Origin of the sequence: Halococcus salifodinae DSM 8989, from assembly GCF_000336935.1 — an archaeon.
Lineage (GTDB): Archaea > Halobacteriota > Halobacteria > Halobacteriales > Halococcaceae > Halococcus > Halococcus salifodinae.
Genome location: NZ_AOME01000051.1, coordinates 331,558 through 351,109, shown reverse-complemented (window position 1 = coordinate 351,109; position 19,552 = coordinate 331,558). Strand labels below are relative to the sequence as shown.

Genomic DNA, 19,552 nt, shown 5'->3' with positions numbered 1-19,552 from the left:
TTAATTGTCGTTGGTGGGAGTTGCTTCGCTCCCGGGCTGCCGGGAGGCGGACGGTGCGCGTTCGACGAACTGCTCCACTGCGAAGTCCTGATAGACTGTGTCGTTGTCTTCGGGGTAGGCTTCCCGGCCGACGAGGCGATTGACGAACTTCGTGTTCCGATAGCAACCGAGCCCGAGGTCGGGAACACCGACCCCGTGGGTGTGGAGTTCGGCGTTCTGGAGGAACACGTCGCCCGTCACGTCGATGTCGAGGTGATGGTTCGGCGTCACCTCGAATCGGCCCTTGTCGTCCCAGTTGATCGCTTCCTTGAGCGGTTCGAGGAAGCCCGGAATCGGGCGCTCGTATCCGGTCCCGAGGACGACGACCTCGCTTTCGTGGACGAACGACTCCTCAGCCTGCCACTGGTGGCAGTCGAGGGCGTATGCCTCACCCGTGTCGGCGATGTCCCGCACCTCGGTCATCGCGAAGAGACCGACGTCGGGATCACAGTCGCCGATCGAGCGCCGATAGAGGAGGTCGTAGATTTCCGCGCTCGTTTCCGGGTCGACGCCCTTGTAGAGCAGCTCCTGGTTCGGAATGAGGTCGTCTTTCACTCCTTGAGGAAGGTCGTAGACGTACTGCTCGTACTCGGGCGTGAAGTGTTGCAGCCCAAGCTTGGAGTATTCCATCGGAAAGAAGCCGTCCGAGCGCGTCAACCAGTCCAGTCGATACCGTCCCTCTGGCTGTCGTTCCAGCAGGTCCTGGAAGACTTCGGCGGCGCTCTGGCCTGATCCTACGACGGTGACCGACTCGGCATTCAGTACACGCTCGCGGTTGTCGCGGTAGCGTGCCGTGTGGAAGACGTCCTCGTCCGGATGGCCCTGGAGCGATTCCGGAATCTGAGGCCGCGATCCGATCCCGAGCGCGACGTTTTCGCCGCGGTACTCGAACCGGTCGCCGGTCTCAGGATGGCGGGCCGTGACGACGTAGTGATCGCGCTCCTCGTCCCACCGGAGTTCGGTCACCTCGCGACTGAACCGACAGCTGTCAACGTTCTCGCAGACCCACTGCAGGTAGTCGTTGTACTCGCGACGGAGCGTCTGGAACGTCTCGTAAAAGTAAAACTCGTAGATGCGCCCCGTTTCCCGCAGGTAGTTGAGATAGCTGTGTGGGTTCGTCGGGTCCGCGAGCGACACGAGGTCGGCAAGGAACGGCACCTCGAGGGTCGTTCCCTCGAGCAGCATTCCTTCGTGCCAGTTGAACTCGGGCTCTCGTTCGAGTAACGCGGCATCAACGGATTCCTCGACGCCGTCCAACAGGGCTGCGAGACCGAGATTGAATGGTCCCAGTCCGACGCCGACGACATCGTGTACGAGGTCCGAATCAGTCATCGGGACTCACCTCGCTGCGGTCGTCCGCCCCCGTTCGGGGCGCAGCGGTCGCGTCAACGAGTACATCGGTCTCGAACCGCTCTCGCTCGCAGACCATCAGTACGGCGTCTTTCTCGGCCTCGTCGAAGCGGAACTCCCGTCGCGGTTCGAACCCGCACTGCTCGAAGACGTGGATGACGCGCTCGTTGCGAGCGTCCGGTTCCGCGACGACGCAGTCGGTCTCGGGGTGGCGGAACTGTATCCCGACTACGGCTCGCATCAGGGGTACCGCGTAGCCTTGTCCCAGATACTCCTCGGGGCCAATGAGCAGGTGGACGCCCTGGTCGGTCGGCTCGGCGTCGTAGTGGTTCGCGACGTCGTCCTCGGCCGCCCAGTAGCACTCCCAGTAGCTCATCGGAACGTGGTCCAAACACCCGATGTAGGGCGTCAGATGACCATCCGCGAGTTTCCCGGTGAGGCGGTCGCAGAACGCCGGCAACGGCAGATCGAGCTCCCAGTACGGTTTCACGTGGTCGCTCGCCAGCCAGGCGTGGAGCCGACCGAGGTCGCGGTCGAACGTCGCCTGCCGGAGCGAGATGGTCTTCTCGATCGTCGGGTCGTAGGTCTGGTAGTCGTAATCAGTCGCGATGGTTGCGTCGGGTCCGGTCATGAATCGAGTTCGGTGACGAGGGGGTTCTTCACGTCCGTGTAGACGGACTGGTTCTCAAGGTCGTTCTCCAGTTCGTCCAGTCCCCGGAAGCGCGTCAGTAAGTTGGCTTTACAGGGGACGGTCGGCGACTCCAGCAGCGGGGCGAGAAAGTCCGACGAGGGACGGTCGTAGCGGTCGCGAGCCCGTTCGAGTTCGTCGCGGAGGAGCGCCAACAGCTGCCGCTCGTCGACGAGCCCGGCGCTTCCGAAGGCGTTGACGACGTCGAGTGCGTTGTTCAGGACAACGTAGTAGCGGAGCCGCTCGTCGGCGATGGAATCGGCACAGACGGTATCGGCGCGCTCGCCGACGCCTGGGAGGTAGGCGTCGACCTCGGGATACTGCGATTCGGGGAAGTAGAACCCCTGGTTGTCGCGATAGCGGAACTCGCTCGGGTAGCCGGCCTCGTCGAGCGTGAGTACGGAGTTCTGTTGGTGCGCCTCCACACCGACGCCCTGATCGAGATAGAGCCACAGCACCGGGCGAATAGCGATTTCCAAATACCGGCGGAACCACTCTTCGCTGACCGCTTCGGTATCACGTCCATCGCGTTCGGCGATGGTCGTGACGAGACGACCGAGACGAGATCGACCCACAATAGCGTCCTGACAGAGCGATACCAGGGGTGTAGAACGCTCTGCCAGATCGCCGTGGAAGGGATTGGCCCGGAGAACCGTCTCCAGTCCGGACTCGCGTTCGTCGCCGATGTCGAGCGCGAGGAAGGCGGGGTCGCGAACGATATCGAAGTTCGGGAACCCATCGGCGAGTTCGTCGCCGAACGCGGTGTCGAGAAGTTCCGCGACGGCCACGCCTCGGTCGAGCTCCGGGCGTTTGTTCGTCCGCACGGAGTTGGTGATCTTCACGTGCAACGACGATTTCACCATGAACGGGGCGTCGGGAGCGTAGAGAGTCCGGACCGAGGTCGTCGGATAGAACTCCTGCCCGACGGCACCCAGGTGCTCGATTCCGTCTCCGAGGTGCCGCTGGACGCGTGACTGGTCGAGGAGGTACTCCGCCTGCCAGGGGTGGACCGGCAACAAGGCGTCTCCGCTGTCGACGTGTTCCTCGACAAACGACGTGGGCACGCTGTCGTCGTCGCGGAGGGCATCTTTCACCCAGGTCGTGGCGCACCGATCGAGCGCCGAGTCCGACGTGATGAGGTCGGGATCGGCACGGAAGTAGTGAAGCGGGAACGACCCGCGAAGCTCGGGCGCGAACGTGTCTTGGTTCCGGGTAGCGATGCCCTGACGACTCTTGGGCGTCGGATGACGGTGATGCCCGAAGACGAGCGCCTGCTCGGTGTCGCGGAACGACAGCCGCTCGCCGTAGAGTCGCGCGTCGTCACCCTCACGTGCTCGGACGAAGGTCTCGACGTTTCGCTTGCTCCGGAGGACTCGCTCTAAGAGCTCGTCCGGAGCGGAGCCGTCTGGTCGGTCCAGCGAGAGGTCTTTCACTACGAGTGATGCGAGGGTCGCGGCGTCGGCCCGGCAGACGGTCCCATCGGGGAGACGATACCGAACGGGCATGTCGAACAGATGGCGCTCGGTCGGCGACCGGTACTCGAGGGGTGCCAGTACGTCGATCCGCTGTTCGAGAAGCCGAGTCCGAAGCAGGCCCTCGGGACCGGGCGCGACGTCTGCAACGGACTCGTCGGAGACCGTATAGTCGCCAGTCTCGCGGAGGTAACAGTTGAGGAACGCGTGTATCGCGGCGTCGTCGGCCCGTTCGGCGGGATCGACGTCCCGGTCCGCACGACCGTCGAACGACAGTGTCATGCGACCACCTCCTCGTCTCGGACGACCGCCGCGCCGCAGTCCCTGATGACGTCTAACATCTCGGCGACGTCGTCCAGCGTCGCGGTCGGATTCAGCAGCGTGAACTTCAGACTGGTCACGCCCGTGACCTCCGTCCTGGCGACGACGGCCCGACCGTCGTGGAGCAACTGTTCTCGAACGTTCGCGTTCAACCGGCTCACAGCGGCGTCGGACATCGCTTCGCGCGGGCGATAGCGGAAGACGACCGCGTTCAACGTCGGCTCGTGCAACAGTTCGAAATCGGTCGCCTCCTCGATGAGCGATGCAGCGTCTCGGGCCAAATTCAGGGTCTCCTCGACGAGAGCTGCCATTCCCTCGCGACCGATTGCACGGAACGCGACGTAGGGTTTCAGCGCGTCGAACCGACGCGTCGTCTGGACGGACTTCGCGACGAGGTTCGGAACGCCGGTTTCGTCGTGCTCCTCCGGATTGAGGTAGGCAGCATTGCGCGCCATCCACCCGAAATCATCCCCGTCGCCCAGCAGGAACGCGCCGCAGCTGATGGGCTGGTAGAACAGTTTGTGGAAGTCCACGGCAACAGAATCGGCGCGCTCGATGCCGTCGAGCAGGTCGGCGTGGCCAGTCAGAGCGAGGGCACCGCCGTATGCGGCATCGACGTGGTACCAAAGGTCGTACTCAGCCGCCCGGTCAGCGAGTTCGGTTAGCGGATCGATGCTGCCGAAGTCGGTGGTCCCGGCAGTCCCGACGAGCGCGAAGGGGTTCGCGTCACCGGTGTCGAGTTCGGCGAGTATCGCGTCGAGCGCGTCCGTATCCATCCGGCGGTCCTCGTCGATGGGGACAGTGACGACCGCGTCTTCGCCGAGTCCGAGGTGATGGGCCGCCTGCTTACCCGTGAAGTGGGCTTCCTCCGAACAGAGAACGCGAAGCGATTCGGCTTCTGGTGGAAGTCCGCCCGACTGCACGTCGCGGCCGAACTGTCGATGACAGTAACGGTCGCGGGCCAACAGGAGGGCCTGGAAGTTCGACTGCGTCCCGCCGCTTGTGAAGACGCCGTCCGAGACGTCTGGAAGATCGAACAGTCCGCAAAGGGCATCTACGACCTCTCCTTCGAGGACGGTCGCGGCGGGCGCCTGATCGAAGGAGTCGAGCGACTGATTCGCCGCAGTGAGCATCGCCTCCGCAGCGAGCCCCGGAATCATGGGCGGACACTGGAGGTGAGCCGCACACCGCGGGTTCGAGGTCGCGACGGAATGTGCGAGAATCCTCGTGGCGGCCTCGTCGATAGCGGCCTCGAGACCCGTCCCGGTTTCGGGAATGACGGGGTCTTCGAATGCCCCGGAGAGCGCTTCTGGCGACCGCCCGGAGTAGGGGTTATCGGTGCTGTCGAAGCTACTCACGACGGCGTCGGTCGCCCGCTCCATGGCCTCCCGGTACGCGGTAGTACCTGTCTCGGAGCCGAGGAACAGTTCGTCCCCGCTCATGCGGCCACCTCGGCTGGTTCCGCGTCGGTCTTGGTGACGGCGGCGACGGCCTCCTCGAAGATGGCGGCGATCTCGTCGATCTGGGACACGGAGACGATCAGTGGCGGGAGGAACCGGGCGGTCGCGCTCTCGCGGCCACCGAGTTCGACGATAAGTCCGCGGTCGAAACACTCGGCCTGAACTGCCGCCGCGAAATCGCCGTCCGGAGCGTGCGGACCCGGACCCTGCCAGTCGGCGTCGGTGTCGACGAACTCGACGCCCAGCATCAGCCCGCGACCACGGACGTCTCCTATCGAACCGAACTGCTCGGCCGTCGATTCGAGATGCTCTCGGAGACGTGCACCCGCGTTGGCAGCGTGGGCGTCGAGATCGTTCTCGAGTACGTAGTCGATGGTCGCTTCTCCGGCCGCCATCGCGAGCTGGTTTCCGCGGAACGTTCCTGCGTGCGCGCCCGGCTCCCAGACGTCGAGCTCCTCGTCGTAGACGACGACGGCGAGCGGGAGCCCGCCGCCGATGGCTTTCGAGAGCGTGACTACGTCGGGTATTATGCCGGCGTGCTCGAAGGCGTACGTCTCGCCGGTCCGCCCGAGACCCGCCTGAATCTCGTCTAGGATGAGCGGGATGTCGCGCTCGCGCGTGATGCGACGAATCTCTCGGAGCCACGCATCGGGTGAGGGGATCGTTCCCCCTTCTCCCTGAACGGGTTCGAGAATCATCCCGGCAGGGTCGGTGATTCCACTTTCATCGTCGTCGAGAAGGTTCTCGACGTAGTCGCTTCCGATCCGGTGACCGGTCTCGCCGCCGACGCCGAACGGACACCGATAGTCGTACGGGAACGGCAGGTGGTGGACCTCGTTCATCAGTCCCGGAATGGGCTCCTTGGCGTCGGTGTCGCCCATCAGCGAGAGCGCCCCGCTCGTCATCCCGTGGTAGGCGCCCTGGAATCCGAGGATGCTCCGGTTCCCGGTGGCCGTCTTGACGAGTTTGAGAGCCGCTTCGACGGCGTCGGTTCCGGCCGGACTACAGAACTGCACCTTCGCTCGCTCGCTGAACTCGTCGGGCAGGCTCTCGAACAGCGAGTCGACGAACCGCTCTTTCGCGGGCGTGGAGATGTCGAGCGTGTGGAGCGGTCGACTGGTCTCGAGCGTGCGCTCCATCGCTTCGACGATTCGCGGGTGATTGTGGCCGAGGGCGAGCGTCCCCGCCCCGGCAAGACAATCGTAGTATTCGTTCCCGTCCATGTCCGTTACGGTGACTCCCTGTGCCTCGCGGATAGCCAGCGGGAGATGGCGGGGATACGTCCGCGCGTTCGATTCACGCCCGGCTTGCTGGGAGAGGATGGCGCTGTTATCCTGCTCGAGATAGCTCATCGTGCTCCACCTCCACGACGAGTCGAAACCGTTGCACGGAGTGCGGGTGCTCGCGTATCTGGTTGTCGCATATATTCTTAGGCTAACCTAAAAATGCATAAAACCGTCGATTTTCAGGCCGGCCTAAAACAACCCGGATCCAAATCTCGTAGTGACAGTTGACATGAAACCCGTTCGGACGGGAGGTCGCGGAGACTCCGACGGGAGTTTGTTATAGGGATTATCGGAGCAATCCGTAGTTTTGCACGAGTCCCCTCCAACAGTTGAGAGATGCAGCGTGCGAGATACAGGGCGCGTATCTTGTAAATCGCCCGCGCTCAATACTGTATCCGAATTTGGATACGGTTCGCCAAAGAGTGAGAGTAGTCCAGAATTTGTCCGAGAGAATCGCACGGACAGAACGCAGTTTTCAAGCTATATATCATAAACACAAATATCTTTCTAGAAACATTATTGGAGGAGGAGATCAGTGAATGTATTGAGCTATGACAAACTGGATTCGCTGGGGAGGTGTTTTCGCCTGCACAGCGTTGGTACTCAGCGGAAGTTTCGTCATAGCTGAGGAATTCAGGGTGAGTGCTGCAGGGGTAGTGGATTCTGATCCGAGTACAGGGTCGTTGATCGTGGACATCACCGACCAGAACGGCGCTGGTGTCGGGAACGAGACGGTCGTCATTACGGATGCTATCACGGGCGAGCAGGTGTTCAACGGGGCCACCAACAACGCTGGTCAGATCGAAACCAACCTGTCAGCGGGATCGTATAATGTGGAAGCCGGCGGAACCACGAAAATCGTTACCGTTGTGGGCGGCAGCACGGTTTCGCTGAACTTCAACGTCGCTGTCGAAGATGTTCCCGATCCGACCCCGCTTGAAGGGTCAGCGTCCACTCCCTCTTTCTGCTGTTGATGGTGTAGTGACTACCCCGTAACGTTTGATTACCGTTCATCAGTAAATAGCTGCTATTCGACAGGACGAATGATCTGTCGCAATAGCCCTACACCAGCAGAAATCGAGTAGATGGTGCCCTCATGGCCCTTTTGCTGACTACACGCTCTGTATCTCGCACGCTGGTCTCAGCCAGATGGATTTGGTACGTTAGAAAGTATGGACACCACTGCGAATCCCTATAGGCTAGCCTAAAATAACCCAATGGTTCCAGATCCAAGTGATGCCGTGGCAGATCGCGGTTCGAGGTTTCGCGCAAGATCGGCGAGTGATCGCGGCAGCAGAAGCAGAGGGGCCGACCAGGCTACCAGATCACGTATTCCGTGCGATCGCCGGTAACCGTTCAGTCATCAGTCGAGTATCTTGACTGTGGGCCGGTCGCCGGGGTCTTATCGGGGTTCCACGCGCCGTAATGAATCAGTTCGTCACCGTCGATACGCTCACGCTAACCCTAAAGAAATTCGGTGGGTCGGTGCGTGAACTTGAACGACCACGAACTGTTTTCGTGGAGAAACGTCGTGGTTGAGTTATGAATCCAGAAGACGTCTTCACCCCAGATCGCTATCCGGAGAACAACTTCATCCCCGTGAAGAGCACCAACTGGAGGAAACAATCCAGTGGACGAAGTGAACAGCTGCACCGGTCCATTTAGTCGACCCGGCCGATAGCGAGAAGACGAGTCTCGCCAAGCATACAACAGCAGATCAACCACTTCTCACGATCCGAGGAAGCGAAATCAGTCAGGAGGACGATGTTGCGAGACAGTTGTTCGCCAACCTCATCGCCGAGGGCAGTGCTGTCCCGCCGACGTTGACGCCATCCGAGGAGAGAATCGAGCAGGTACGTGACAAACTCAGAGACCAGATGCGAGTCGTGAAGGACGTTTTTCGCGCTGGCGAGGTTGCCGTCCTCTACGACGATTTTCACGCCATCCTGGACGACCTGCAAGTGTACGTCGCCAACCCGGTCAAGGCCCAGTTTGACCGTGGAGTTGACATATTCGTCACTTCCACGCAGTCGGGGAGAGGTGATCTCACTCTCGCTGATGGGGATCTCTCCGGGCGGGTCTGCTCGGTCGATGTACCGACCTGGACGACTCGTGACCTCGAGTTGATTGGTCGCAATGGCTTCGATATGCTTGATGCCAGCGTCGACGAGGGAACAATTACGAGCGTCGCCGAACGCGCGGATGGCTCACCGACCGAGATGCATCGACTCTGTCTGGCGGCTCTGTAACCGACGATCGTATCCTGCTTGACGACACGGAGAATGCGGGCCATGCATTGAAATCACCAGTCGCAACTACCACTCTCGGAATTCGAAATGGATTGTCTCCCTCATCGAGCGTCTTTACTGTACGATTTAAATCGAATGACGCTATCGAACGCGTTGGCTTCAAGCTGATGGGTAGATATAATCCGATCCGCCTCAATTTATTTCCATTAGGAGTGCGTAGGCAGAGACATGAGTGGTGATCCGAACCGCGACTGGACCGAAGGCCTGTCCGCGGCCGAGCGCGTCGAAGCTGTCGCGCTCACGGTCAGCGAACCACAAACAGCCAATTGGGTCGCTGCAGAAGCAGAAGTTGCCCACGAGACCGCAACGAAGTACCTCAGCCAACTCGCAGACGACGGAAATCTGATCGCCGATTCACAGGGTCAACAAACCACTTACGAGCCCGATCCCGTCGGTCAGTACCTCATCGAAATGCGCGAACTCTACGAGCACTACTCGCCAGATGAGCTCGCTCGGAGTCTTGAGGAGATGAACGAGCAGATTCGCGCGTGGAAATCCGAATACGATGCCGAAACATCCAATCAGCTGCGAGCAAGCCTCGCAAGCGAAGATATCGGAGACGAGCGTGAACGCCGTCAGGCCGCACGTGAGTGGGACCACCTCGCCACGCGTCGCCGGCTCGTCGAAGATGCCCTTCGACTCTACGACCGCTTCCCTGGTGAACCGCGCTCTGCCTCCGCATGAATGAACCAGGAGCAGAAAATCAAGCCCTCTATCGGACGCTCAAGGATATCCTGAACCGCCAAGCCGAGGTGATTTCAGTCTGGTTCGAGCCAGACGCGATTCAAAAACGGTACCTGGCTGCCGAGGTCGACCCACAGCGCGTCGTTCCCTCAACCGGTCCAGAGTCTCCAAGACTTGGGGTCCATTGGAAGCTTACGCCGCCGCATGACGTCTTTCGGGTTGACTACGCCGATCCAAACCTCGATTTTCACTGTGGCTGGCATCAGGACGAAGATCACAGTAACCTCGGCGCAGCGCACTTTCAGTACCAGACAGCGTCGATGGAGACACCACACCACGAAGGAGTCGTCTTCGAAGCAGAGTCGCCTCCGAAACTCCTCTGGGAGTGCTGTAGTGAACTCTTCGAGGAGATTCTTTTCACCGATACGGAAGAATTCTAATCCGAATCGGAGTCGCTGACTCGCCAGCGTACGTACTGACGCGATAGCGTTCGGTTTCGAATAATACCACGATAGCTCGAATCGTCTACATCGAGAGGTAGCCTCATCTACCGTCGCCTGTTCAACAAACCTATTACAGATTATCCGTAATCCATAAATACGGGAGTCACCCCTGTCACAGACCGTCTCACGTCAGGAGGGAGAGATCATTCGCGATTTTCTCTCGATCGCCGACCGCCTCGCGTAAGCGCGGGATCGCCCGCCAACAGGCCCGATCCATCATTTTTGTAGGCTAAGGGCTGCTCCGATAGATACTGTGCTGTCATCTCTGCTTGTGATTCATTTACATCGCTACGGTCACAGGGAGTCGTCTTGCGATCCACCGCCGTCAGCGAATACAGATGGTGATGACACCTATTGCGGCGTATCAAGGGAAGCCGTCAGCTTCTGCTGTGCGTCAAGGCCTGCGTGAAATCGATCAACAATCTCTACTTGGTGCTCCGGACACGCAAGGGCGGCAACTGCTCCGTCCTGCACCGGGATCAGGGGTTGATTCGGGTTGTGGGGCGCGAGGTGACAGCTGGGACAACTGATACCGCCGGCTGGTCGGTGATCCAGGAGTTCAGCTGTGTGTTCAGTAGTGAGTCCACAGACGTCGATGAACTGTTTGAGATGGTTGTCACAGCCAATGAGAGGGAGCGTGAGGTGATCCAAGAGGAGGAATGAGATCGTGTGACTTCTGTGAGAGTGGAGAGCAGACTCGCACGCATCACACGGGATGGGCGGATGACTTTGAAAGTCTTCGTGCTGTTGCTGGGAGTCTTCTGCTGGAGGCACAACTCGGTTTCGCCCGCCAAACGGGTAAGTAATGGGAACCTCACGACCTCACCGAACTCAGTAGCCAGTCCGGCGAGGACGGCATCGCTCTTCACGGTATCAACACTGGACTCCGAACCGGCGAGTGGGCTAAACGCCAACCCAGTCGACTGAAGAAGGACGTTCTGCAAAGCGTAGACGAGACGTCGCTATGTCTCTTTAAGTAGTTCTGGCGACAAGGTGAAGATACGAGAGAGGTACGCTGGGTTCTACGCGGAACAGAAGTCTACAAAATATCTCCTTCACCTCCCAGTAGTCAGTATGCTCTGCGCTCCGTGAACAGCACAGTAAATCCTCGAGATCGAAGCCACGATGAGTGCGTCGGCCTGCTTCCGAAGAGGACCCTAACGGGTGGCTGACTGGAAAATGGGCCGGTCGGTTTGACCCCCGGCCCGTGGTTCGCGTATGCTCCTACGCACGGCATTCCCGTGTTGACCGCACGTAGCACAGGCAAACACACCTGCACGTCTCTATACAGATTCCTATTTCTTAGTTCTTGTTGCCAATTAGCATTGAAACACTGGTAGGAAAGAGTGTGAGAGAAGTACACCGACCACGCAGACATCCTCCGCAACTCGGTGTACCACACGAGCCGAGGAAGTAACACCGTGTTCGTGATGCAGGACCGGTTGTCGGCCGAGCAGGCAGTCGAACAGGGTGCGATACCGCTTGCCGACTCGGACACCAGCTTTCGATTGTAACCCGACAGTTCCAGAGAAACCGGGCGAATCATCACTGGCTCACCCAGAAAGCGTGCCTGAGCGTGTTCATCACGCATCTCGTGAGGGGAAACAGTGGCATACTCGCCCGCAACGGTCCGCTTGACAACGTCACCGCGTCCTCAGGGTGGATGCGACTAACGGCGTTCATGCACTCTCACCACCACCGTCGCAAACGATCCACATCCAGTGGCGTGCGGTCTGGTCCCGCTCGATCGTGAGGTCGTCGGGCTGGGGGCAGTCGCCTTCGGCGATCGCCGTGAGAACTCTGCCGACGCGCTGGGCAGAGATACCGGTTGCGTCCTCGATCTCGTAGGACTTGACACGGATCCGGTCGCCGTCCCACTCGTAACGATCCGCGTAGCGTGCGCGGAGGTCCGTGAGTATCACCTCGCGAGCGGTGGGAACGCCCGCGGCAATGAGGACGTCATTCCACGAGGTGTCGGTGTCGTGACGGTGATCGAGCGTCGAGCGGTTGTGTGGGCCGTACTCGGCAGCTTCGGCCCCGCTCGGTGGATACCCGAGTCGATTGTATGCCCGACGGATCTGTCGGGCGATATCTCCCGCCGGGACGTCCATATCCGTTGTCGCGCTGCCGGAGGTCTTAGTTTCGGCGCTCATCGCCTCAACCCCACAGGGTTCGTCTGTAGTTTGGTGCCTTCATTGTCAGAGGGAGTGAGCAGAAATGCCGTGGGATTTTCATTCGAGCGGTGTCCAGAAGGAATTCCTTCCTGACCCCAGTCCAGAACCCCTGATTTTCATATGGCCATCAAGGGCATCAGAAGGGAACGAATTCAGCCGCTATCTACGCCCGCGCCATCCTCTACGATTCGAGCTCGCATCCGGACTCAGACGCTCGTTCGCTACCCCTGTATGGCCGTCTCAATCGAGAGCAACGCCCTCACTCGACGTAGCCCCGAAGGGCAAACGCCGATTCCTCGAACAGCGCCTGCGGCATCTCTGAAACCTCATCGGCGATGATTGGATCGAATCCCATCTCTCCAAGCACCTCCGTCTCGATGTCGATTCCCGGGGCAACTTCAACCAATACAAGGCCCGAGTCGGTCAGTTCGAAGACCGCCCGCTCGGTGACGTACGTAATCGGCTGGTTGATTTCAACAGCGTACTCGCCACTGAATGTTACCTGCTCGACCTGCTCGACGAACTTACGGTTCGTTCCCTCACTTCGAATGTCTATCTCACCGTCGCCAACAGCAACGTCGAGGTCACCTGTCGTGAGCGTTCCACAGAAAACCACCTGTTCTGCGTTCTGTGTGATGTTGATGAACCCTCCACAGCCCGGGATGTCGGCACCGAAGCGGCTGACATTGACGTTGCCAACGGCATCGATCTGTGCCATCCCGAGGAACCCGATATCCAGCCCACCCCCATCGTAGAAGTCGAACTGTTCGGGCGAAGTAACGAGTGCGTCGTGGTCGACAGCCGTCCCGAAGTTGATACCACCCGACGGTGACCCGCCGATAGGGCCTGCTTCGACGGTTTGTGTGATCTCATCGCCGACGCCACCTTCGGTCGCGACCGTCGGGACCAGTTCCGGGACCCCGACCCCGAGGTTGACAACAGCATCCGGAACCAGCTCCATCGCCGCACGGCGTGCGATGACCTTCCGTTCGGTGAGTGCTGGCCGATCCCCATCGCTATCGCTCTCGGGGACTCGAATTTCACCACTCAGTGCACCACTGTAGTCTTCACCATACGTCTGGCGGTGGTGGGACAACGGAGCGTCAACGACTGCATCCACGAGAACACCCGGAAGATCCACCTCACGCGGGGGGAGCGTCCCCGCTTCGGTTACACGCTCGACCTGTGCAATGACCGTTCCCCCGGAGTTGTGTGCAGCCTGTGCAGTCGCGAGCATATTCGCCGTGAGTGCCTCACGTTCCATCGATATGTTCCCATTCTCGTCGGCCGTTGTCCCACGTACGAGGGCCACGTTGAGCGGAATCGAACGGTAGAAAAGGTACTCCTCGCCGCCGAATTCCATGACCTCGATAAGGTCCTCCGTCGTGGCGTCGTTCACCTTGCCACCGTCCTGTCGCGGGTCGACAAACGTCCGCAATCCGACGTTCGTGATCGTCCCTGGTTTTCCGGCGGCTGTGTCACGGAGCAGGTGGTCCATCACCCCGAATGGGAGATTGTATGCCTCAACGTCACCCGCGGCAATGCGTTCCATTAGCTGTGGAACGAATCCCCAGTGGCTTCCGAAAACGCGTTCGAGCATCCCCTCATGGGTGAGATGTGAGACTCCCCGTCCCTGCCGGTCACCTTCAGCGGCGGGATGATACAGCGTGAGATCACCGGGCGATCCGGTTTCACTGTAGCGGGTCCCCAGCGCCTCAAGAAGATACTCTGGTAAACCAACGGCAACGAAGCCACCAACTCCGATGGTGTCACCCGTATCGACTTGTTCGACGGCTTCGTCGACTGAACACACGATATCCATCATATTTCCCTGTTTGTCGGTGGCCAATATACCTTGCTGTCCAGCAGATTCAGCTCAGTTTTGCACGTTGATGGGGTAACATTTTGATCTCGAAAACGGACATGAGAAACGGTCTCCTGGTGGATCCCCGTAATCAGTGGAACGGTGAGTCGGCCTTCGCTGGGGGACGGGGTTCGGTTGTCACTACCGTCGCGGAGACGTCGAAACTCCTCACCAGCCCTCCGTCCCTACACCCGTCTGCTACTCGTGCGTGTCAGTTGCGCCGTTGGGACTTCGCCTCTCGAACACCGCCGTTCTCACGGATCATATCCGGACAGTTCGGGCACACCCGCACGGTAGCCATCTCGGGCGGAGCAAACACTCGCACGTACTGTTCAGTCACGAAGTCACCACAGTTCTCGCACTCCGGCATGTCCGGGTGCTCTCACAGCGCTCTGATGAGCCTACCGACTCACACCGATCCGTACACCAGGGTGGGCACCGTCCAGGTTTCGAACGCCCACCTTATCGCCTCACTCTCGCAGTATTGCTCTCGGTAAACGACTGGTCGATGGTCAACCGCCGCTTGAGTCCCATTACTACTCGTCCAACTAACGTTCCAGAGTGTATATCGAGACCAGCCGAGCGACCGGCTTGCGCTCGTTCAACGCTATACCCACCACACTCCGGACAGATGTACTGCTCCAGCTCGAGCGCTTCACCGCAGCCACGGCAGATGTACACGGGATCGGCTCCATCCACCTGTTTTCGATTGGTGAGCATCCCCATGACCCGTAGCTATACAGTAACATACGACCATAAAATTTTTTATATATTGTGGGAAAGCACATCAGAGTTCGCGCATTCTCGTTCCCCTCCCACAGACCGATCAGTGCAGGGAGATCGTATATAGATCTCAGAGACACTCGACCCCGAAATCGTATCACTCTGGGACTAATTAGAGTTCAGTAACTGGATCCCTGAGTATGATCACGAGAGCCAATACCGACCGAAGTGACTGATGGAAAGACGAACCTATCTTCGAGTGCTTGGAAGCGTCCCGTTGATCGCGAGTGGAGTCTCGGGATGTCTCTCCAACATAACAGGTGGAAACGGAGCCGACAGCACAGGTGGCAATGCATCGGCGAACGTGACCGGGATGGCAACCCGAGCCATTCAGGCTCGAGATATCGGTGAAGCGTGGACATTCACCGAGTCTGGGACGCCGACAGTCGCTGACAACGGTACTGTCGTTGCAGAATACCGTGCTAGTGACCCGTATTCACGGGCTGTGAGGCTTCGCCTGTGGCCCTGTGAGGGTGAGACGCTTGACGCACTCGGATCCTGTTCGTTGGGTAATCTTCCAGACCAAAAGCGGGCCAACGAAAGCGTTGAGACGGCAGATCGCTCGTTCGGAGAAAACGCCTTCCTCTGGTGGAGTGGCGTGAACACGGATATCGAAGTCGTCACTGCAAACAATGTGTTCCGACTCACGCATATGCCTGCTGTTGAATCCACCCAAGAAATCCCCTCTCGCGATGCCCGGATCGAGGAACTGACCCAAATCGCTCGGTTGCAAGCAAATCAACTCAACTGAATCGTGGGAGGTAGTGTCGATTATCGATCCATCGGGTCGGGCAGTCGGTCTATGATGCTGGTTTCACCTGCCACATGGTCCCTCCCAGAATCATGTGAACACCCTCAGTACGGCTGTGCATCCGCAAGCGTAGAGGGGTGATACGCCGAAAAGAGTGAACCCGATTCCGGTGAGTCGGTTCGAATCCATAGTAACCATTCGCTGGGTGGAATTTTCAGTTTGGTGTTGGTAGTGGTATGGATCGTCACGGAGAAGTCTCGCTCAAGAATGACACATCTGCACATGGGCGTGTTGCTACGCGCGTGTTCTCCATCGGTAGTGTTCAGACAAGCAGATTCCATGCGACGGCGAACGATCGCAACCACTCGTCGGCAGTTGCTGCGCCGGCATGACTGAAACAGTTCGAGAACGAGGCGGTACGTCGTTTCACCTCACAGAAGACACGTCCGGCGCTGTTACGATTTCCGTGTCGTTCGGAGCGGAAATCGAGGCCGTGGCGGCGGCAGGCTTCATGTAGCGGTGTCGCGCCGTCGATGAGAAACGTGGCGTCATCGACGTGGTGCTTCTGACGGAGTTCGGCGAAGAAGCCATGAGCGAGAGCGGTGTTTCTGGTCGGTTCAAGCTTCGTGTGCAGCAGTTCGTTCGACTCGGGATCAACCACGGCGTACAGCCAGTAGCGCTCGTCGTCGAGTCGGATCACGGTCTCNAGCAGTTCGTTCGACTCGGGATCAACCACGGCGTACAGCCAGTAGCGCTCGTCGTCGAGTCGGATCACGGTCTCGTCGACCGCGACGTGATCCGGCGTTTTGCCGGACTCGGGCTGTAGCTCCGCCTTGTGAACCCAGTTATGGATGGTGGATCGAGCGCGACTAACGCCGAATACGTCGAGAATCGAGACAGTGTTCGAAAGCGAAAGGCCGGCGAGATGCAACTGAATACTCTGCTTCATCAACAGCCGCGGCGTTGCTTCTCGCTTAACAAAACCTCACTCGATCCCGTCCAAACAACCGTTGAGGCGGGTGGATTTCCGCATGGATCACTGAAATCACACCGCGCCTCACTGTTCAGCCGTATCTGAACACCGCNGTCCAAACAACCGTTGAGGCGGGTGGATTTCCGCATGGATCACTGAAATCACACCGCGCCTCACTGTTCAGCCGTATCTGAACACCGCCGTTGTGACTCTCGTGTGGGCAACGGAAGCCTCCCGAAGCTCTCAGATCACGGATCGGTGATCCGTCGCCGAATCGCCTCGCCATCGGATCCAATCAACTATCGCAAATATCTTCCTCGGGCGTGTCGACGAGGGTTTCGGACACCTACGAGATCGTCTCGTTGTCTCGTGCGATCGCCACGGACGCGAAAAACCCGTAGTAGGCAACTACACCCGCGAGCATACACAGGTAGTAGGCCCACTGTGGACCATCGAGCAGCCCGAACAGAACGGTGACCATCGTCACCCAACTGCACGCGAACACCAGATCGACGAGCATGCCGGAGCGGTGTTCGCTGACGTGGTGTTCGAGGGCTTCACGGAAACCCATCTCATCGGCCTCCGAGCGGGGCAATCGCTCCGGTCGAGGCCGACGGAGTGCGCCACCGGTGAGGGCCGCTCGTGCCGGCATCGATGGTTGCAGGGAACCGAAGCGCCGAGACGCTTCGACCGTTTTCAACGAGAACGGTCATCGTCTCCCTCATCGGTAGCGCCTCGTGCTGACGTGGCTCGCGCTCTGTCGGTGTGCTCGCCACCGTCGGTGGCAACCTCTTCGGCACTTTCCATCCGGCTCATCGGTTCTGGGCTGTGACACTGGCGAACCAGACGCTTGACCTCTTCTGGCGGATCGTCAGTGACCAGTGAGATCGCGACGATGACGGCCATCACGACCGGCACGCCGATGAGCGCCGTCGACGTCGCGGGCAACACTGCGTTGAGTGCTGGCACGAGAGGACCCTCGCCACCGATCACCTGTGCAGCGTAGTCGTTGACGATGGTCACGACGGAGATCGCCAGTCCGACAAGCATCCCGGCGAGCGCGCCCTCGCGGGTGGTGCGCTCCCACCAGAGCCCGAGGAAGAACACGGGGAACATCACGACACCGGCGATCGCGAACGCCACGGCGACGAGGGAGGCGATGACGCCGACGTCGGCGATCGCCGTCGCCGCGACCAGGATCCCGAGTCCGAGTATCGTCAGCCGGCCCACGATGAGCTGCTCGCGCTGGGTCGCCTCGGGTTTGTAGAGGTTCGTGTAGATGTCGTGTGCGGCAGCCGACGAGCCGGAGATGAACAGCCCTGAAACCGTCGCCAGCGCCGCTGCGACCGCTCCGGCGGCGACGAGACCGACGAGCCACTCCGGAAGGTTGGCGAGCTGTGCCGTGAGAACGACCACGACATCACCCTGCTCCGAGGTGAAGGGGAACGACAGCGCTTCGCTCCGGTCGAACAGCAGCGTGCCGAACGCGGAGTACGCGGCAGTGCCCCAGTACAGCAGGCAGATGAAAAACAGCCCCCAGACACAGGACCACCGAGCCGTCCGCTCGTTGTCGACCGTGTAGAAACGCACCAGCACGTGTGGCAGCCCACAGGTGCCGACGATCAGGGTGAAACACAGCGCCACCCACTCGTAGTAGCCGGCGTTGGCGAAGGGAGCCGTGAACTCGCGAGCGATCTGCTCCGCGACGATCGTCGCCTCGTCACCGAATTCGAGATACGGCAGCACCGTCGAGTAGCCCTGCGTCCAGCCGACTGCGTACAGTCCGCCGAGGAAGGCAATGATGAGAATGACGTACTGTATTGCCATGTTCTTGGTCGTGCCAAGCATTCCCGAGAGGGCAACGTAGACGATGGTGACGCCCATGAGGAGGATCACGCCCTGTGTGTAGCTCGTGCCGAAGAGATACATCGACATCAGCCCCATGCCACGTCCCTGGCTAACGGCGTACACGTACGCGATGAACAGCGTCGTCACCGCCGCGATGGCGCGGCCGGTGTCGGAGTAAAACCGGTCCGCGACGAAATCCGGTGCCGTGTACTTACCGAACCGACGGAACTGCGAGGCGAGGAAGATGAGGAGGATGAAATACCCCGCCGTCCAGCCGACGAGATACGCCAGCCCGAAGTACCCGAGCGTGGCGATGGTCGCTGCGACGCCGAGATACGACGCCGCCGACATCCAGTTGGCACCGATCGCCATCCCGTTCTCGATGTTTCCGATCGAGCGGCCAGCGACCCAGAGATTGTCCGTGTCGGCTACGCGGAAGAAAAAGCCGACTGCGAGGAAGGCCACCAACATCCCGATGGTCGTGAGCGCCGGGATGAGTTTGAAGCCGACGTTGAGTCCGTCGGGCGCGATTTGCAACAGAACATCCATGATCATGCGTTCTCACCGCCGTCAGTTGCTGCCGTCGAGTCTGTCGCTGTCCCCGTCGATTGTCCGTGCTCGATGCCGTATTTCTCGTCGAGTTTGTCGCGTCGGTAGGCGTACACCGCCGACAGGACGAGCGCGCCGAACGGCGCGCCGATACCCGTCAGGAGAACGTGCAACTGAAAGCCGAGAACGATCGTCTCGGTCATCAGGTCGGGAGCGACGAGCGCAGCCGTCACCGGCCCGAAGACCGCGACCGTCCACGCGAGAAACGTCGCCCAGATCAGTTTCAGGTGATCCCGCATGAACGCCGTCTCCGGCCTGAAGATGTTCACTTCCGCATCGAGGTAGTTCGTGGGGTTCTGCTCCGTCGTCACCCCACCATCAGTCTCGACCGTTCCAGAATCGTTCGTCGTCCGTGCGCGGTTATCCGTCATTGGTGAATCTCTCCATCGCTGTGTCCGTCCGGTTTGACCGTCCGTCGCTGTGCGGCGTCGTCCACTC

At 59.9% G+C, this 19,552-nt stretch carries 17 protein-coding genes and 1 pseudogene; 6 read left to right on the top strand and 12 right to left on the bottom strand.

Translation table 11 applies throughout. The features are described 5' to 3' along the window. The 5 genes from C450_RS08900 to C450_RS08880 are packed head-to-tail and all read right to left on the bottom strand — an operon-like array spanning position 1 to position 6,682. Positions 1–1,371 (bottom strand): lysine N(6)-hydroxylase/L-ornithine N(5)-oxygenase family protein, encoded by a 1,371-nt coding sequence (locus tag C450_RS08900; RefSeq protein ID WP_005042798.1) that lies wholly within the window; start codon positions 1,369–1,371, stop codon positions 1–3. Then, positions 1,364–2,020 (bottom strand): GNAT family N-acetyltransferase, encoded by a 657-nt coding sequence (locus tag C450_RS08895; protein WP_005042791.1) that lies wholly within the window; start codon positions 2,018–2,020, stop codon positions 1,364–1,366. Before C450_RS08895 ends, C450_RS08900 begins: the two co-directional genes overlap by 8 nt. Next, positions 2,017–3,831, bottom strand: coding sequence for an IucA/IucC family protein (locus tag C450_RS08890; protein WP_005042789.1), 1,815 nt, complete (start codon positions 3,829–3,831; stop codon positions 2,017–2,019). Before C450_RS08890 ends, C450_RS08895 begins: the two co-directional genes overlap by 4 nt. Next, a complete protein-coding gene (locus tag C450_RS08885; protein WP_005042786.1) occupies positions 3,828–5,312 on the bottom strand; it encodes a pyridoxal phosphate-dependent decarboxylase family protein in 1,485 nt (494 codons plus the stop codon). Before C450_RS08885 ends, C450_RS08890 begins: the two co-directional genes overlap by 4 nt. Next, positions 5,309–6,682 carry a diaminobutyrate--2-oxoglutarate transaminase gene (locus tag C450_RS08880; RefSeq protein ID WP_005042783.1) on the bottom strand — a complete coding sequence of 458 codons (1,374 nt, stop codon included), beginning with the start codon at positions 6,680–6,682 and terminating at the stop codon, positions 5,309–5,311. The genes C450_RS08885 and C450_RS08880 overlap by 4 nt, the downstream gene beginning before the upstream one ends. Positions 6,683–7,167: 485 nt before the next feature. Here C450_RS08880 and C450_RS08875 point away from each other — a divergent pair, with 485 nt between their 5' ends. The 5 genes from C450_RS08875 to C450_RS22080 all read left to right on the top strand — a co-directional run bounded on the left by C450_RS08875 (position 7,168) and on the right by C450_RS22080 (position 10,775). Beyond that, entirely contained in the window at positions 7,168–7,590 is a 423-nt protein-coding gene (locus tag C450_RS08875; RefSeq protein WP_152424457.1) for a carboxypeptidase-like regulatory domain-containing protein, read from the top strand. 804 nt (positions 7,591–8,394) lie between these two features. Then, entirely contained in the window at positions 8,395–8,865 is a 471-nt protein-coding gene (locus C450_RS08870; protein WP_005042775.1) for a hypothetical protein, read from the top strand. Between the two features lie 228 nt (positions 8,866–9,093). Then, a complete protein-coding gene (locus C450_RS08865; protein WP_005042773.1) occupies positions 9,094–9,609 on the top strand; it encodes a DUF7342 family protein in 516 nt (171 codons plus the stop codon). Further along, entirely contained in the window at positions 9,606–10,049 is a 444-nt protein-coding gene (locus tag C450_RS08860; RefSeq protein ID WP_005042770.1) for a hypothetical protein, read from the top strand. The genes C450_RS08865 and C450_RS08860 overlap by 4 nt, the downstream gene beginning before the upstream one ends. Positions 10,050–10,517: 468 nt before the next feature. Then, complete coding sequence (locus tag C450_RS22080; protein WP_161606950.1) at positions 10,518–10,775, top strand: hypothetical protein; 258 nt, start codon at positions 10,518–10,520, stop codon at positions 10,773–10,775. Positions 10,776–11,791: 1,016 nt separating this feature from the next. On the opposite strand, the gene C450_RS08850 is transcribed toward C450_RS22080, so the two are convergent. From C450_RS08850 to C450_RS23695, 3 genes are all read right to left on the bottom strand, one after another. Next, positions 11,792–12,265: a hypothetical protein gene (locus tag C450_RS08850; protein WP_241430299.1), complete on the bottom strand. Its 474-nt coding sequence runs from the start codon at positions 12,263–12,265 to the stop codon at positions 11,792–11,794. 280 nt (positions 12,266–12,545) lie between these two features. Next, the gene (locus C450_RS08845) at positions 12,546–14,108 is read right to left on the bottom strand and encodes an acyl CoA:acetate/3-ketoacid CoA transferase (RefSeq protein WP_005042766.1); all 1,563 of its coding nucleotides are present in this window, start codon (positions 14,106–14,108) and stop codon (positions 12,546–12,548) included. 253 nt (positions 14,109–14,361) lie between these two features. After that, positions 14,362–14,520 carry a DUF7563 family protein gene (locus tag C450_RS23695; protein ID WP_440717292.1) on the bottom strand — a complete coding sequence of 53 codons (159 nt, stop codon included), beginning with the start codon at positions 14,518–14,520 and terminating at the stop codon, positions 14,362–14,364. Positions 14,521–15,246: 726 nt separating this feature from the next. On the opposite strand from C450_RS23695, the gene C450_RS20765 reads away from it, so the two are divergent. After that, positions 15,247–15,684 (top strand): hypothetical protein, encoded by a 438-nt coding sequence (locus tag C450_RS20765; protein WP_193790512.1) that lies wholly within the window; start codon positions 15,247–15,249, stop codon positions 15,682–15,684. A 322-nt stretch (positions 15,685–16,006) separates the two neighbouring features. On the opposite strand, the pseudogene C450_RS08840 reads toward C450_RS20765, so the two are convergent. From C450_RS08840 to C450_RS08825, 4 genes and pseudogenes are all read right to left on the bottom strand, one after another. Next, a pseudogene (locus tag C450_RS08840) lies at positions 16,007–16,717 on the bottom strand (IS6 family transposase). Positions 16,718–17,003: 286 nt separating this feature from the next. Beyond that, entirely contained in the window at positions 17,004–17,228 is a 225-nt protein-coding gene (locus tag C450_RS08835) for a hypothetical protein (protein WP_005042764.1), read from the bottom strand. 125 nt (positions 17,229–17,353) lie between these two features. Next, the gene (locus C450_RS08830; protein ID WP_005042763.1) at positions 17,354–19,060 is read right to left on the bottom strand and encodes a sodium:solute symporter family transporter; all 1,707 of its coding nucleotides are present in this window, start codon (positions 19,058–19,060) and stop codon (positions 17,354–17,356) included. After that, entirely contained in the window at positions 19,057–19,485 is a 429-nt protein-coding gene (locus C450_RS08825; protein WP_005042761.1) for a DUF4212 domain-containing protein, read from the bottom strand. Before C450_RS08825 ends, C450_RS08830 begins: the two co-directional genes overlap by 4 nt. Positions 19,486–19,552: the final 67 nt, after the last annotated feature.

What these genes read in the sequence shown, in the direction of transcription:
- C450_RS08865 (WP_005042773.1), top strand. Translation starts at nt 9,094, where the DNA reads ATGAGTGGTGATCCGAACCGCGACTGGACCGAAGGCCTGTCCGCGGCC.
- C450_RS08860 (WP_005042770.1), top strand. Translation starts at nt 9,606, where the DNA reads ATGAATGAACCAGGAGCAGAAAATCAAGCCCTCTATCGGACGCTCAAG.
- C450_RS08850 (WP_241430299.1), bottom strand. Translation starts at nt 12,265, where the DNA reads ATGAGCGCCGAAACTAAGACCTCCGGCAGCGCGACAACGGATATGGAC.
- C450_RS08830 (WP_005042763.1), bottom strand. Translation starts at nt 19,060, where the DNA reads ATGATCATGGATGTTCTGTTGCAAATCGCGCCCGACGGACTCAACGTC.
- C450_RS08845 (WP_005042766.1), bottom strand. Translation starts at nt 14,108, where the DNA reads ATGGATATCGTGTGTTCAGTCGACGAAGCCGTCGAACAAGTCGATACG.
- C450_RS08880 (WP_005042783.1), bottom strand. Translation starts at nt 6,682, where the DNA reads ATGAGCTATCTCGAGCAGGATAACAGCGCCATCCTCTCCCAGCAAGCC.
- C450_RS08900 (WP_005042798.1), bottom strand. Translation starts at nt 1,371, where the DNA reads ATGACTGATTCGGACCTCGTACACGATGTCGTCGGCGTCGGACTGGGA.
- C450_RS08875 (WP_152424457.1), top strand. Translation starts at nt 7,168, where the DNA reads ATGACAAACTGGATTCGCTGGGGAGGTGTTTTCGCCTGCACAGCGTTG.
- C450_RS20765 (WP_193790512.1), top strand. Translation starts at nt 15,247, where the DNA reads ATGGCAACCCGAGCCATTCAGGCTCGAGATATCGGTGAAGCGTGGACA.
- C450_RS08895 (WP_005042791.1), bottom strand. Translation starts at nt 2,020, where the DNA reads ATGACCGGACCCGACGCAACCATCGCGACTGATTACGACTACCAGACC.
- C450_RS08885 (WP_005042786.1), bottom strand. Translation starts at nt 5,312, where the DNA reads ATGAGCGGGGACGAACTGTTCCTCGGCTCCGAGACAGGTACTACCGCG.
- C450_RS08825 (WP_005042761.1), bottom strand. Translation starts at nt 19,485, where the DNA reads ATGACGGATAACCGCGCACGGACGACGAACGATTCTGGAACGGTCGAG.
- C450_RS08890 (WP_005042789.1), bottom strand. Translation starts at nt 3,831, where the DNA reads ATGACACTGTCGTTCGACGGTCGTGCGGACCGGGACGTCGATCCCGCC.
- C450_RS23695 (WP_440717292.1), bottom strand. Translation starts at nt 14,520, where the DNA reads ATGCCGGAGTGCGAGAACTGTGGTGACTTCGTGACTGAACAGTACGTG.
- C450_RS08835 (WP_005042764.1), bottom strand. Translation starts at nt 17,228, where the DNA reads ATGGGTTTCCGTGAAGCCCTCGAACACCACGTCAGCGAACACCGCTCC.